Source organism: Psychrobacter sp., assembly GCF_030454045.1.
Taxonomy (GTDB): domain Bacteria; phylum Pseudomonadota; class Gammaproteobacteria; order Pseudomonadales; family Moraxellaceae; genus Psychrobacter.
Genome location: NZ_JAKDJE010000006.1, coordinates 31,663 through 45,713, shown reverse-complemented (window position 1 = coordinate 45,713; position 14,051 = coordinate 31,663). Strand labels below are relative to the sequence as shown.

17 protein-coding genes and 1 pseudogene are annotated in these 14,051 nt (G+C 44.5%); 15 read left to right on the top strand and 3 right to left on the bottom strand.

The window, feature by feature from the left end; all coding sequences use genetic code 11:
• Window positions 1-46 precede the first annotated feature (46 nt).
• On the bottom strand, window positions 47-1,633 hold the full coding sequence (locus L0G63_RS02140) for an isocitrate lyase (RefSeq protein WP_301449192.1): 1,587 nt from the start codon (window positions 1,631-1,633) through the stop codon (window positions 47-49).
• A gap of 666 nt (window positions 1,634-2,299) precedes the next feature.
• On the opposite strand from L0G63_RS02140, the gene L0G63_RS02135 reads away from it, so the two are divergent.
• Both L0G63_RS02135 and L0G63_RS02130 read left to right on the top strand, forming a co-directional pair.
• Window positions 2,300-3,289, top strand: a complete 990-nt coding sequence (locus L0G63_RS02135; RefSeq protein WP_301449191.1) for a LysR family transcriptional regulator — start codon at window positions 2,300-2,302, stop codon at window positions 3,287-3,289.
• Between the two features lie 379 nt (window positions 3,290-3,668).
• Window positions 3,669-5,042 carry an NAD-dependent succinate-semialdehyde dehydrogenase gene (locus tag L0G63_RS02130; RefSeq protein ID WP_301449190.1) on the top strand — a complete coding sequence of 458 codons (1,374 nt, stop codon included), beginning with the start codon at window positions 3,669-3,671 and terminating at the stop codon, window positions 5,040-5,042.
• Between the two features lie 350 nt (window positions 5,043-5,392).
• On the opposite strand, the gene L0G63_RS02125 is transcribed toward L0G63_RS02130, so the two are convergent.
• Window positions 5,393-5,836, bottom strand: a complete 444-nt coding sequence (locus L0G63_RS02125; protein WP_301449189.1) for a hypothetical protein — start codon at window positions 5,834-5,836, stop codon at window positions 5,393-5,395.
• A gap of 4 nt (window positions 5,837-5,840) precedes the next feature.
• The gene (locus tag L0G63_RS02120; RefSeq protein ID WP_301449188.1) at window positions 5,841-6,341 is read right to left on the bottom strand and encodes a helix-turn-helix domain-containing protein; all 501 of its coding nucleotides are present in this window, start codon (window positions 6,339-6,341) and stop codon (window positions 5,841-5,843) included.
• 229 nt (window positions 6,342-6,570) lie between these two features.
• Here L0G63_RS02120 and L0G63_RS02115 point away from each other — a divergent pair, with 229 nt between their 5' ends.
• The 13 genes and pseudogenes from L0G63_RS02115 to L0G63_RS02055 all read left to right on the top strand — a co-directional run.
• Complete coding sequence (locus tag L0G63_RS02115; RefSeq protein ID WP_301449187.1) at window positions 6,571-6,801, top strand: helix-turn-helix transcriptional regulator; 231 nt, start codon at window positions 6,571-6,573, stop codon at window positions 6,799-6,801.
• A 24-nt stretch (window positions 6,802-6,825) separates the two neighbouring features.
• Window positions 6,826-8,841 carry a transposase domain-containing protein gene (locus L0G63_RS02110; RefSeq protein ID WP_301449186.1) on the top strand — a complete coding sequence of 672 codons (2,016 nt, stop codon included), beginning with the start codon at window positions 6,826-6,828 and terminating at the stop codon, window positions 8,839-8,841.
• A complete protein-coding gene (locus tag L0G63_RS02105; protein WP_301449185.1) occupies window positions 8,838-9,299 on the top strand; it encodes a hypothetical protein in 462 nt (153 codons plus the stop codon). The genes L0G63_RS02110 and L0G63_RS02105 overlap by 4 nt, the downstream gene beginning before the upstream one ends.
• Before the next feature lie 114 nt (window positions 9,300-9,413).
• Window positions 9,414-10,322: an AAA family ATPase gene (locus L0G63_RS02100; RefSeq protein WP_301449184.1), complete on the top strand. Its 909-nt coding sequence runs from the start codon at window positions 9,414-9,416 to the stop codon at window positions 10,320-10,322.
• A 3-nt stretch (window positions 10,323-10,325) separates the two neighbouring features.
• Window positions 10,326-10,871: a regulatory protein GemA gene (locus L0G63_RS02095; protein ID WP_301449183.1), complete on the top strand. Its 546-nt coding sequence runs from the start codon at window positions 10,326-10,328 to the stop codon at window positions 10,869-10,871.
• 12 nt (window positions 10,872-10,883) lie between these two features.
• Window positions 10,884-11,273, top strand: a complete 390-nt coding sequence (locus tag L0G63_RS02090; RefSeq protein WP_301449182.1) for a Mor transcription activator family protein — start codon at window positions 10,884-10,886, stop codon at window positions 11,271-11,273.
• A gap of 36 nt (window positions 11,274-11,309) precedes the next feature.
• Window positions 11,310-11,603 carry a hypothetical protein gene (locus L0G63_RS02085; protein ID WP_301449181.1) on the top strand — a complete coding sequence of 98 codons (294 nt, stop codon included), beginning with the start codon at window positions 11,310-11,312 and terminating at the stop codon, window positions 11,601-11,603.
• Between the two features lie 47 nt (window positions 11,604-11,650).
• Entirely contained in the window at window positions 11,651-12,295 is a 645-nt protein-coding gene (locus L0G63_RS02080; RefSeq protein ID WP_301449180.1) for a DUF3164 family protein, read from the top strand.
• Window positions 12,296-12,306: 11 nt separating this feature from the next.
• Window positions 12,307-12,543, top strand: coding sequence for a hypothetical protein (locus L0G63_RS02075; RefSeq protein WP_301449179.1), 237 nt, complete (start codon window positions 12,307-12,309; stop codon window positions 12,541-12,543).
• The gene (locus tag L0G63_RS02070; protein WP_301449178.1) at window positions 12,515-12,787 is read left to right on the top strand and encodes a hypothetical protein; all 273 of its coding nucleotides are present in this window, start codon (window positions 12,515-12,517) and stop codon (window positions 12,785-12,787) included. The genes L0G63_RS02075 and L0G63_RS02070 overlap by 29 nt, the downstream gene beginning before the upstream one ends.
• A 1-nt stretch (window position 12,788) precedes the next feature.
• Entirely contained in the window at window positions 12,789-12,965 is a 177-nt protein-coding gene (locus L0G63_RS02065; protein ID WP_301449177.1) for a hypothetical protein, read from the top strand.
• A 16-nt stretch (window positions 12,966-12,981) separates the two neighbouring features.
• A complete protein-coding gene (locus L0G63_RS02060; RefSeq protein ID WP_301449176.1) occupies window positions 12,982-13,254 on the top strand; it encodes an HU family DNA-binding protein in 273 nt (90 codons plus the stop codon).
• A gap of 126 nt (window positions 13,255-13,380) precedes the next feature.
• A pseudogene (locus L0G63_RS02055) lies at window positions 13,381-14,028 on the top strand (DUF2786 domain-containing protein); the annotation flags it as partial.
• Window positions 14,029-14,051: the final 23 nt, after the last annotated feature.

The window sequence follows — 14,051 nt, the reverse complement described above, 5'->3', positions numbered from 1 at the left end:
CAGTAGGGCGACTTTTTTATGACTTACGATTATAGATGATCAGTGATTAAAACTGGTTCATCGTATTTTTGCCACCGCCAGCTTTCAGAGCGTTATCGCCTGAGAAGATTTCTTTGTGGTCATCGCCAAGGTCAGAACCAGCCATTGCTTGGTGCTTAACACAAGAGATGCCTTCGCGGATTTCTTTACGTTGTACGCCAGCTGCATAAGCAAGCATGCCTTCTTCACCGAAGTAACCTTTAGCAAGTTCATGAACGCTAAGAGCAGTCGTGTGGTAAGTCGGTAGCGTGATTAGATGATGGAATACACCAGCTTCACGTGACGCATCACGTTGGAAGTTCTTAGCGGCAACGTCAGCTGCTGCATCAAGCTCAGTACCGTCGTAATCAGCACTCATCAAGTCATCTTTATTATATGCAGAGATGTCTTTGCCTTCAGCTTCCCACTGTGCGATCACTTGCTTACGGAAGTTAAGCGTCCAGTTGAATGATGGGCTGTTGTTGTATACAAGCTTCGCTTTAGGCTGTTGCTCTTTGATACGGTCAACCATTGATTTGATGTGCGCAACATCTGGCGTTGGCGTCTCAATCCATAGTAAGTCAGCACCGTTTTCAAGAGCCGTTACACAATCTAGAACCACGCGGTCGATGTTGGTGTCTTCACGGAATTGGTACAGACCGTTTGCTAGGCGTACTGGGCGTACCAATTTGCCATCACGTTTGAGCAGCATGTCATTTTCTTTTGCGTCGTTGATTTCAATCTCTTCAACTTCAAGGAAATCGATGTACTTAGAAGCAAGATCACCTGGTTCGTTTGATACTGGGATTTTTTGCGTCAACGATGCGCCTTCAGAGTCAGTACGAGCAACGATAACACCGTCTTCGACACCAAGCTCTAAGAATGCATAGCGGATGGCGTTTAGTTTAGCGATAAAGTCTTCGTGCGGTACAGTCACTTTACCCGCTTGGTGACCACACTGCTTCACATCAGATACTTGGTTTTCGATCTGAATGGCACAAGCACCAGCTTCGATCATTTGCTTAGTCAATAGGTAAGTCGCTTCTTCGTTACCGAAACCTGCATCGATATCAGCGATGATTGGCACAACATGTGAATCAAAGTTTTCGATTTTTTCTAGGATAGCTGAGGTGTCTTGACCCGCTTCTTCAGCAGCATTTAGCTCACGGAAGTAATCGTTCAATACTTTAGCGTCAGCTTGACGCAAGAACGTGTAGATTTCTTCGATTAGTTTAGGTACTGATGTTTTTTCGTGCATAGATTGGTCAGGTAATGGACCAAACTCGGAGCGTAACGCCGCTACCATCCAACCTGAAAGATAGATATAAGTTTTAGAGGTCGTACCGAAGTATTTTTTCTTAGCATACATGGTTTGCTGTGCCACAAAACCATGCCATGCACCTAGAGACTGTGTGTACTGAGACGTATCATTGTCATAATCTTCCATGTCTTGACGCATGATTTTTGCAGTATACTTTGCGATATCCAAGCCCGTTTTAAAGCGGTTTTGTGACATCATACGTGCGGCATCAGTCTCGCTAATGTTCTGCCAGTTGCCGTGCTTTTGCTTTAATTCACGTACTAGGTCGATCGCTGATTTATATGCAGTTGACATCTATAGTCTCCTTGGTAGGGTGTAAAAAATAATAAATTGAGCGTTAAAGTAATAATTTGCGTTATCAATAAATTTGGTAGTGGTGCTATCAATACCTCGTAAAGGTCTTCTTTACCCTAAACAAACCTGTGCATGAATACAAGAAGATTGCTGAACTCAGCAGTTGACAAATAATTACTGATGTATAGTGTTGATTCAGCTTGTCCATGTCTATCAAAGGTGTTTGAGTATTTAATAACCAGCGTTGTCATAATTAGCAACAAGAGATGTTACAATTGTACTGACACTTGGTAGTATTTTGCTGCCGATATAAACCGCTAATATGCTATGTAATTGTCGTATTTTTTGGACGATAACCCGTTCATAAAACTCAGATTTGTGGTCTGTACCGCAAATCCTTTATGGAACTCACTATAACTGCCTTACCAAGATTTATCTAATTTATGATACTTATCTTTAGTATTTTTATCAGTTATAATGTAGAGATAACAGCATTTTAAGGTATTATAATTGGGTTGTAATGAGTGTTTTTTACGAAAAAATCAATAAAAAGGCGTGAAATTGAGTGGTTGTAGATCGCATATCACCATGACATCATCAAAAATATAGAGCATCACACATACCAAGCTTGCAGTGGTACTTATTAAAAATCCAAGAGAAGCACATATGAATTTGCAGCGGGTTGATTTAAATTTATTAGTCCATTTAGACGTGTTGTTACGAGAGAAAAATGTCACTCGTGCCGCTGAGCAGCTTGGTATTACCCAGCCTGCCATGAGCAATATTTTGCGTCGTTTACGTAAGCTATTTAATGATCCGCTATTGGTGCGCTCATCTGAAGGCATGACTCCCACTGAGCGCGCCCTTGAGTTGCAGCCACGCATCCGTGAGATACTTGCAGATTTGACTCAAGTACTAGAGCCGCGTACCGAATTCCGTCCTTATAGTACCTCTCGTGTTTTTCGAATCATGACATCAGATTATGCCGAAGCGACTTTGGTACCGAGGCTAGTGAAGGCACTACGTTCAGAAGCACCCAACGTCATTTTGGATTTTTTGACACCCTCAGATGTCTCTTATCGCGATATGGAACAGGGGCGTGTTGATTTGGCGATCAATCGTTTTAATGAGATACCACAGAGCTTTCATCAGGTATTGGTATGGCGTGATACGTTTAGTTGCTTGCTGTCGTCTGAAAGTCCTTATGCCAACCGCTTCAATCTGAAAAATTATCTAAAAGCGCAGCATGTTTGGGTATCTAAAACAGGAATGGGCGTGGGATTTGGAGTTAATCCAGAAAAATCAGGTGGTCTAGGATCTATTGATCAGGCATTGCAACGTTTGGGCCAGAAACGCCAAATTAGTGTCTTCACTCGTCATTATCAGATGCCAGCCATGCTTGCCGCAAATAAAGACTTGATAGCGACATTGCCAACCCGTGTGGCTCGTATGCAGGCTAATAACGACAGTATTATGATGGAAGAACCGCCGTTTTTTATTCCTGAGTTTGAGCTGACCATGGCATGGTCACCATTGCTACAGCACCATCCTGCTCACCGTTGGTTGCGTCAATTAATCATGCATGTGGCACGGCAAGTAGTGGCTGAGGAAGAAAATCCACCACAAGAAATACCTGTCATTAATCACTTATTTTAATAAGAGTTTTTATAAAGTAGTAAGTATCTTATAGTAAGTAATTAACTCACTTTGAATGTTATTGTCTAACCTATATTTGGTATATTCAACGAACCAAACCAGCCTCTAGGCTGGTTTTTTTGTTTAGTATTGCTATGTAGTCTTATTCAATATTTAGCTATTCTTAATAAGACAGTCACACTATTAACACGTTCAACACACTTCACAATATATTGTAAAACTCTTCGCCAAATAACTTGTTATGATAACCACAGACAGAAAACGACCCACCGATAAAACAAATCGTACTATCGATGAAGCACTAAATAATCAAAAGTACCAAACAGTTAAAAGTGACAATAATACTAAACACATAAAATCAAATAATAAGGACATCCACATGTCAGATATTACTACTGTTAACCCAGCAACGGGCGAAGACATTAAAAATTATGATTACATGAGCAACGACGAAGTTAACAAGATTGTCGACGCGTCACATAATGCATTCTTAGAATGGCGTACAGTGAGCCATGAAGAGCGTGGACGTGTCATTCAATCTATCGGTGACAAGCTGATGGAATATAAAGAAGAGCTATCTAAGCTTATGACCGAAGAGCGCGGTAAGCTCTATGGTCAAAGTCAGCAAGAAGTAGATCTCTGTAAAGCAATTTGTGATTACACTGCTGAAAATGGTGTTGCTGCGCTTGCAGATGATGAGCGAGATATCGAAAGCATGAAAAAAGGTATCGTGACTTATCAACCAATCGGCGTCATCTATGGTATGCAACCTTGGAACTTCCCAGCGTATCAAGTATTCCGTTATGCCATTGCTAACTTGATGGCAGGTAACAGTGTTCTGCTTAAACATGCAGCAAACGTCACAGGTTCTGGCTTATTGATCGAAAAAATATTCCATGAGTCTGAACTGCCAAATGATTTGTTCCGTACGATTTTGATTGATCATGACCAATCAGAAAAATTGATTGAAAATGACAAAGTACGTGGCGTAACGCTCACAGGTAGTGATGCTGCTGGTCGTATTGTTGGTCAACAAGCGGCCAAAGCAATCAAAAAATCAGTACTAGAGCTCGGTTCAAATGACGCTTTTATCGTACTAGAAGACGCCGATATAGAAACCGCTGTAGAGACCTGTACCCAAGCCCGTTTAGTCAATAACGGTGAAACTTGCGTAGCAGCAAAACGCTTTATTGTGGTCGATAGCGTGTATGACGAATTCCGCAAGCGTATCGTAGAGAAGTTTGAAGGTACAAAATCTGGCGACCCAATGGATGACAGCTCAGACATCGGTCCATTAGCGCGTAAAGACTTGCAAGAAAAACTGCATGAGCAGGTTGAAGACAGTGTGAAAAAAGGCGCGACCATTGCCGTCGGTGGTGAGCTGCCAGAAGGTAAAAGCAGCTATTATCCAGCGACCATTTTAGAAAACGTTGAGAAAGGCCAGCCTGCCTACGATGACGAATTATTTGGTCCTGTAGCATCACTAATTCGTGCGAAAGACCAAGACGATGCAATGCGCATTGCAAATGACAGTCGTTACGGCCTAGGCGGCGCTATCTTCTCAAAAGATGAAGAAAAAGCCATTCGCTTAGCCAGTGAGCAATTCGATACTGGTATGGTCTATATCAATGGTTACGGTCTTGCCAATCCTGCACTGCCATTTGGTGGTGTGAAGAACTCAGGCTATGGTCGCGAGCACGGTGGATTTGGTATCAAAGAGTTTGTAAACATTAAAGCAGTACACGTATTTTAAGAAACCAAAACCCGTCATGAATGACTATCTATACTCTTTTATAGGTGTCACTGAATAAAAAAAGCCCAGCTACTCACTGTGAGTAACTGGGTGTAACCAATCACTAAGTATGGGAATAAATAAAACTAGGCGGAAACAAGTGGGAGGAATCCTCTTAAACCTAGATAAAACCAAGCCTTGAAGGATGTTGAATGCTCAGTGAACTGAGAGATTCCCATTTTAGCATATCGGTGGATATGAGGACATACAGCCAGTTAAAGTGAGAATACGCTGGTAGGCTTTAAAAGATGTTTAAATGCGTTTTAAATGATATGAGGGCAGCCTGTAATGGGCCGCCCTTTTTGCGTTTGTTACCGTAACTCTTGTATTTGGTGCTGGGTGCTTTTGATTTGGTCATCTAGGGGCTTTATGAATGCGGCTAGCACTATCATGGCACCTAGCACTACCCAGTATACGTAAGGCATCTGCGGAGCTATAAAGAATGTAAGGACTAGAGCTATAGCGCAAGCTGCCATCAAGACTAAAAAAGGTCTCAGCTCGTCCTTAAGCTGCTGTAATTCAAACCTGAGCTGCTCTAATTGCTGTAATCTCTGCTGCTCTAGGGCATCGGCTGCGATGTCAAAGTTGCAATGAATACAGCGGTCGGTCATGCGCCATGTGAGATCTTCGCATTGCCCACAAACAATGGCGTTTGGGTGATCTGCGGGTGGCGGCTTCTGCTTATAGACGTTGAAGCTATCAACTATGTGCGCATGAGGGCTATAAAAAACCCCTTTATTATCAGGTGCTTTCATCGCACTACCCTTTAAAGCTGTCTTCTATTTTTGCGTGTGGACTGCTAAAGATGCCTTTATTGCCACCACCACTGTTGAGGCTGTCAAATCCGCCGATGATGAAGCGTAGCATCATGCGGCGCTGGTCATCGTCTAAGGCTTGAAATTCTTTGAGCAGGAAGGCTTCTTCTTCAGTCAGCTTGGGATGTGTGTCTTGAATCATGGCCTTGAGCGTGTCTATAGCCTCTTCTACGCTGATCCCTTGTGCAGCGCTTATGGCAGCGATGTCCGATGCTTGGGCATGGTGTGTCTGCGTATCTGTGTCACCAAAGATTAGGTACTGAGGCGTTACGCTGTATAGATCTGCCAGCTTTCCAATGGTTTCGATGGAGGCCTCTCTAGTTCCTGTTTCCCATTGCTGCAATGTGGTCGTTCCTATACCTACCTCAGCTGCAACACGGTTTCTAGAATATGCACAGTCTTCCCTAGCATTCTTCAAGCGATTTCCGATTTCTTGTCTATTCATTAGCTAAAATCCTTTATTGTCACTTTACAGTTTATTGACCGTAAAGAGTAAAGAGGAGTGTTGTTCATTTTTCTTTTATACAGTTAAATAAACTCTCTTTATATCAATACGTTAGCTTTATTCGGTTGCTTTTTAATTGTTTTTTAACTGTAAAGCGTGATTTTACTGTTTACAGATAAACTCTTTACGGTTAGAATGAATACATTCAATGAGCGAAAGGAGTAATTGAATGTATTCTAATCAAATCCAAAAAAAAGTGCCATGTGATTGGCACCAAGCAGACATTATTGCTGCTATCAAAAAAGCGGGGACGAATATGTCACGGCTATCAGAGGCAAGCGGTTATTCGCGTAACAGTTTGCGTAATGCCCTTTATCGTCCGTATCCAAAGGCTGAACGTATCATCGCTACCGCTATTGGCGTAGAGGCAAGCGATATATGGCCAAGTCGTTACTCTTAATCAATTTTTAACAGGATAAAGGTTATGGAAGTTAAAAAGTGGTTAAATGCGCAAGAATTAGCCGACTATCGGTTAAAGAGTTTACCATCAACAAAAGCCGGTGTCATCTATCGCGCGAAAAAAGATGACTGGATTAACCGAAAACGGTCAGGTCGTGGCGGTGGTACCGAGTATCTATTTGAGAGTCTGCCCACTGAGGTGCAAGAAGAAATCCACATCAAAGTAGCGCGGCAAGCTGCCAAGGCACAGGCAAAGGCGGCAAAACAGCGTCAGCCTAAACCCGCTACTAAACCGAAGGAGGCCAACTACTTGCCCGAAGTGATTTGGAGCGGCTGGAAGAATGCCACCAATAAACAAAAAGCGAAAGCGACGGAACAGGTCGGCAGCTGCTTTGCGGTTGATGATTTGGTCAATGCGGGTATGGGCACGGTACAAGCGATTGAGAAAGTCGCTGATGATACTGAGGTCAGTAAAGGATCACTGAAGCGCTGGTATTACAAAGTGCGCAACTTTGAGCGTAGCGACTGGCTGCCCATCCTACTTGGCAACTATCAGACCAGCAAATCGCGGCAAGCTGACTTTGATGAAACCGCTTGGGAGGCATTTAAGGCGGACTATCTGCGTCTTGAGCGTCCGCAAATGGGCACATGCTATGAGCGATTAAAGGTCATGGCTGCTGAGCATGGCTGGTCGATACCGAGCCTGTCGAGCATTAAGCGCAAGCTTGAGCGCGAAGTACCAATGACGCAGCGCGTGCTATTACGACAAGGTGAACGTGCCTTGGCGGATATGTATCCTGCGCTGGTGCGTAGTGTTGAGATGCTTGAGGCGATGGAATGGATCAATGGCGATGGCTATCAGCACAATGCGTTTGTGCGCTGGCATAACGGTGAGATCGTGCGCCCAAAAACGTGGCTGTGGCAAGACATCCGCACCCGCAAGATCCTCGCTTATCGTACCGACCTATCTGAAAACAGCGACACCATCCGCTTGGCATTAATGGATGTGGTAAGCCGCTACGGCATACCGCGTAAGCTGACTATCGATAACACCCGCGCCGCTGCTAACAAGTGGATGACAGGCGGGGTCAAAAACCGCTATCGCTTTAAGGTAAAAGAAGATGACCCGATGGGGATTATCCCATTGCTCGGCATTGAGCTGTTTTGGACCAGCGTACAGTTTGGCACAGGTCACGGGCAGGCAAAGCCGATCGAGCGGGCATTTAGCCACGGCGGTTTGGGTGAGACGATAGATAAGCACCCACTGCTTGCCGGTCACCACGCTGGGGCTAATGTACTGGATAAGCCGGATAACTATCACGGCGGTAAAGATGGCGCAAGCTATGAAGACTTTATCACCGCACTCGAGCAAGGCATTGAGCTGTGGAACAACCGCGTCAAGCGTGATACGGAGATTTGCCAAGGCGTGTATAGCTTTAGCCAAGTGTTTGAGCGTGACTATGCGCTTGCCACCGTCCGCCGTGCTACGACTGAGCAGATGCGTCTGCTGATGCTGATGAGTGAGGCGGTGACGTTAAAACACAATGGCACGTTTAGCCTATCGTGTGGCGGTAAGGTGTTTGGTCAGAAGAACCGTTATGAGGCGGTGGACTTGATCGGCTCTACTCATAAAAAGGTGGTCGTTAAGTTTGACCCTGAGCGCCTGCATGACACGGTGTGGGTCTATAGCTTGGATGGTCGGTTCCTCGCTGAAGCGGTCTGTACTGAGAAAGTGGCGTTTGGCGATAAGGCGACTGGTCGTGAGCATGATAAAGCCCGTAAGCAGTACGTCAAGTCTGAAAAAGCCATGGCAAAAGCCCAGCAAGCGATGGGTATCAAGGAGCTTGCTGATCTGATGCCGGAGGCGGAAGTAGAGGAAGACGCTGCGCCCCAGCCTAGTATCACTGAGGTGATGGTGGTGGCACAGGGCAATACGATGCGTCGGCAGGTGGTAGAGACTGAGACTGATGTCGATGCCGAAAATGAATTTGATGATGACTTTATGCGTGCAATGTCAATGTTAAAAAATGGAGATGAATGATGAAAAAGGTAACTCAAGCAGTCAAGACAAAGACTCAAAATCAATGTCTAAGTACCACAAAAGAGGCGAGCCGTCTTGAGCACAAGAAAATGGCGAAGGCATACGGAAAAAGTCACACCAAAATGGCACGTATACAGGCAGAGTCTCAATATCTTGCAGGACTACCAACGCAAGCCGATACTCTTTCATTCTTGACGGACTGTCCTTTGACTTCAGTTGCTCAAGCTCATCTTGAAGCAGTTGTGCCTGAACTAATCGCCGCCAGCAAGCGTAAGGCAACAGAAGATGAGTACCAGAAGCTTGCCACTTTTTTGTCTTTTTGCGCCGTGATGTATCTGCATGGCAATAAGCGTCAATATCAAGCTTATTCGAAGATTCCCATGCAACGTATCTATGAATACCTATGCGAGCAAGAAGTTGATGAAGCTGTTGATATTGGTCTTCTCCCCATCCGCTAAAGCATTCACAGGCAACAAGCCCAGCAGTTCTCAGAGAAAATTCTTTCGATGGGTAAATACGGTTTTCAGGTAAATGCAGCATGATTACCTCGCAAATTTAAGAGAGAAAATATTATGACACTAACAATACAAGTAAAACAACTGATCGAAGACAAAGGCTTTACGCAAACGCAGGTCGCCAAGGAATGCGGGTTTAGCGGTGGCGCGTTAAGTAGCTTCTTTAAAGGCACTTATAAAGGTGATAACGAAAAGCTGGAAGTGGCTTTGCAAAAGTGGCTGGACGGGCAAACCCAAAAGACGGCGACGTTTGTCTCGGCTCCTGACTTTGTAGACACGCCCACGGCTAGCAAGATATTTGCTGACTTTGACTTTGTAAAAATGTTCGGAAAGATGGGCGTGGTGTACGGCGCAAGCGGTGTGGGTAAAACCCAAGCGGCGCGTCAATACACTAAGGCCAATAACAATGTGTGGATGATCACGGCTCGCCCCAGCATCTGCACCATCAATGAGGTGCTGTATGAAATGGCGCTCGAGCTTGGCATCAGTGATGCGCCAAAACGCGCCGGCAAACTGTCTCGCATGCTCAAAATTAAGCTATCAGGTACTAAAGGTCTGGTGATTATAGATGAAGCCGACCACTTGCCATTAAAGGTGCTTGAAGAATTACGCATCTTGCAAGAAGACAGTGAGGTGGGCTTTATGCTGATCGGTAACGATAAGGTCTACACGCAAATGCAAGGTGGGTTTAATCAGCGTCATCAGTTTGCACGGCTCTGGAGTCGTAACGCCAAGCGGCAGTCGGTGCAAAAAAACAGCAAAAAAGATATCGATGCGGTAGCGACTGCATGGGGGCTTGAGCTGTCTGATAGCAAGCTGATGACGGCGCTGTATAGCATTGGGCAAGGCGCAGGCTCTCTGCGTGCCTTGACCAACTATCTACAACTGGCAGGGCTGACCGCCCGCGCGCGTAATGAGCCAATCACGCTGGCGCTTATCCTTTCTGCACAACAACAAATGGGGTGATGTATGACGACTGCAACGTATAAAAATACGCTCAAACGCACCATCAAAACAGGCATGCACGCGCTAAAGCTCGACGACGCCACGTACCGAGATATGCTGGAGAACGTTAGCGCCCGCGTAAGCGGTAAGCCCAAGCGCAGCATCAAAAACATGACTTTGGCTGAACTAAACACGGTCATCGATGAGATGCGAACCAAAGGCTTTGAGGTGCGGCGCGGTAAGTATAAAGGCAGCGCCGCTAGTAAAAAGGACAACTCACCGCGCTTGCGCGATGGGGAGCTTGATGACAAGCCTATGCTGGGTAAAATCCAAGCGCTTTGGATCATCATGCACCAGCAAGGGTTTGTCAAAGACGGTAGCGATAATGCCCTGAACGCCTTTGCCCGTAAGCTGATCAACCGTGAGCGCATCAAACGCGATAAGCCACTGGTAATCAATCTACGCGGGGCAAATGATAGAGAGCTGTGGCAGATGATTGAGACGCTCAAGAGCTGGCAGCAGCGAGAACAGGACAAGCTGAGATTAAATAAAGTCAAAAACGATCAATAAAAGGACAAGATCATGGCGGATATAAAAAACGATGGGGTCAGTGCAAAGGGTATGTCGCTTGATGTGTTTGATATATCCGCCCCTGAGTTAATCAAAGACCTAGCTGGCACAGTCGCTCATGTAGCCATTGAGCACTATAACCTGACGCCTGCGATGGCAAGCAAAATCGGTGTCGATGTTGCATTAGCATTTGCGGAGCAAGCAGGCGGTACGCAAGTGTATATCCCTATTACGCAAAGCGTCAAAATCTCTACCCGTGATTTGCAGATGTATGAGCAGTTTAACGGTAGCAATCATAATCAACTGGCTAAAGAGTATGGCTGTAGCAGGCCATGGGTATATAGCGTCATCAAAAAAATCGGCAAGCAAATGAAAGATAAAAATCAACCCAAGCTGTTTTAAATAAGGTTTAAAGCCGCTTTTAAAGAGGATAAGACCATGACAGATAGAAATCCAACACCTCCAGGTAAGAGCTATCGGACACAATTAGCCAAAGCACTATTGGGCGAGTCCACGGTGGCATCGATAGAAGAGGCAAAACCGAAAAAGCACATGAGCGTGGAAGACTGGCTGCTTAGAGATCATCAGCGAAATGCGTTGAGGTATGACGTTGAGTCGATAAAGCGCAGTGTCAGTCACATCCAGATTTGGCTGTGTATTGGGATTACCCTTTTGGCCTTGGTGCTCGTTATGCAGCTGCTTATGTGGTTTGCAAAAACAGTGGCCGCTTAGATAATCGACGTAAATTATTAATCAAATCATTTAAAGGAACAACACTCATGACTACTATGACCAAACAAACCGCCACGCCAGTCACTATCTTAAATGACATCGAATACATGACTGATGAAAAGGGTCGCTTAAATCCTGTCGCAGCAATTAAGCCTATTGATCTGCTACGCGATGAGACAGTGACTGACATTGCTGCAAAAGTGCTACGGTTAAACGGCATTATGAAGGCTGAAAAAGAAGCCTTGTTTAGCCTCGCTTACGACTTCTTGGCACTGTCAGCTAATGAATACGAGACGGTATATGGCGGTAAAAAAGGCAATGTCAGTTTGCAGAGCTACGATGGTCGGTATAAGTTTCAGATTGCTATGCAAGATAAGACGGTGTTTGATGAGCGGCTGCAAATTGCTAAAAACCTCATTGATGAGTGCATTAGCGAGTGGAGCACTGGCAGTGCTGTAGAGATTAAAGCACTGGTCAACGATGCGTTTCAGGTTGACAAAGAGGGCAAAGTTTCAACCTACCGCGTGATGGGCCTAAAGCGCCATAACTTTGATCACCCAAAGTGGCTAAAGGCGATGCAAGCCATACAAGACGCTACGCAAGTTACTAGTACCAAAGAGTACCTGCGTGTCTATCAGCGCGATGAGAAAGGCAAATACATTCAGATCCCACTTGATTTTAGTAAGGTATAGGAGATATAGCCATGAAAATCAGCAAGATGCGTAAGGTTTTTCCATTTTATGAGCAACGTGAGAGCTTGGTGTATATTGGCGGCGTGCAGCGTAAGTTAAGAGTTGATGAAGAGAACAAACTTCTTCAGGTCTTGCTCCACCGTAAGTTTTCGAGAATAGGAAAAGCATTCTCTAATGCAATAAAAGGAATTGATTTTAGCCAAGTAAAAGGCGGCAAACATGAGCCACTCCCTCCTGAAAATGAGTAGTATTAATGAACTAAGAGCACAGGCCACGCGGCTCGCTTATCAACTTACTATTAAAGTGACACCACTCAATGAGCGTCTAGAGAACATAAATATGACGGTTTGGTGGGACGGCGATACTTATTTGATTAATACCCACGGTGCTGATCGCAGCATTGGCACCAGTCTTTATTTAGACGACTATATCTTAGGCCACTTAATGGCGATGACCGATAGCAAACTTAAAGCGTTTTTAAAAGGGTTTTAATATGAATGATATTGCTCAAGCATTATGTTTCATCTCTCTCTTAATAGCTGCAGTTTACCTAGAGGTCAACGGATTTAAGGCTAATGGGTTATGGATATTAATTGTGGTATGGGCAGTATGTGGCTTTTCAAGTAAACATCAATACCGCTGCCAGTCGGATACTGGCAAATCAAACTAACTTAAGGATAGATATTATGAATAAGCAAGATTTAATCAACAAAATGGCATCTGAGGCTGGTATCACTAAAGGTCAAGCTCATACTGCGCTACAAGCGTTTGAGCATGGTGTGACAGAAGCCCTCACCAATGGTGATAGCGTGCAAATGGTTGGCTTTGGCACCTTTAGCACTACCGAGCGCTCAGCACGCACTGCCCGCAATCCAAAGACAGGTGAAGCCATACAAGTCCCTGCTAAGACAGCGGTTAAGTTTAAGGCAGGTAAAGGCTTGGCTGAGGCAGTGAATTAAGCAATATAAATCAACTAATAGAACTATAAAAGGCTGATGTAGTAATACGTTGGCCTTTTTTTGGAGCTAAAAATGGATAATAAACAACGTATCATAGATAAGATCACACGTTGATTAGCTTTAAGTAAATCGAGTAACGAAAACGAAGCCGCTACAGCCTTACGCCAAGCCCATGCTATGATGGCAAAATACGACATTACAATGGGTGATATTGAGCTATCAGACATTAAGCAAAAACACTCCGAATCTCGACTTGCTAGACGTCCACCAATCCACTTAGCAGTATTAGGCAATATGATTGCTCGTATATTTGGTTGTAGCGTCTATATCGATACAGATATTGAAAACAGAAAAAGTATGTACTGTTTTGTGGGTTTGGATATGCATGTAGAGATAGCAAGCTATGCTTACGACTCTTTATTTCGTCAACTCAAACAAGCAAGACTCAACTACATGAAAATAGAACTCAATAGGGTCCGACTTGCAAAGAACAAGGCAGCAAGAGCTGATGCTTTTTGTCTCGGCTGGGTTAGCACCGTTAAAAGATTAATTGAGAATATAGCACCATTGGACACAGACTTTGACTTAATAGAACGTTATATGAATAATGAGCTTCAATTGGTTTCGCTATCGCCCGCTAACCGAGTAAAAAACAGCAAAGCACGTAGCTCTACGAATGATTATTTCAACGGTAAAATGGCTGGTCAGAATGCACAACTGCATCATGCTATGCATAACGAGGCAAATAAAAGTCTTCAGATAGGTATATGCTAATTTAATCAGTAAACCACTTTAAT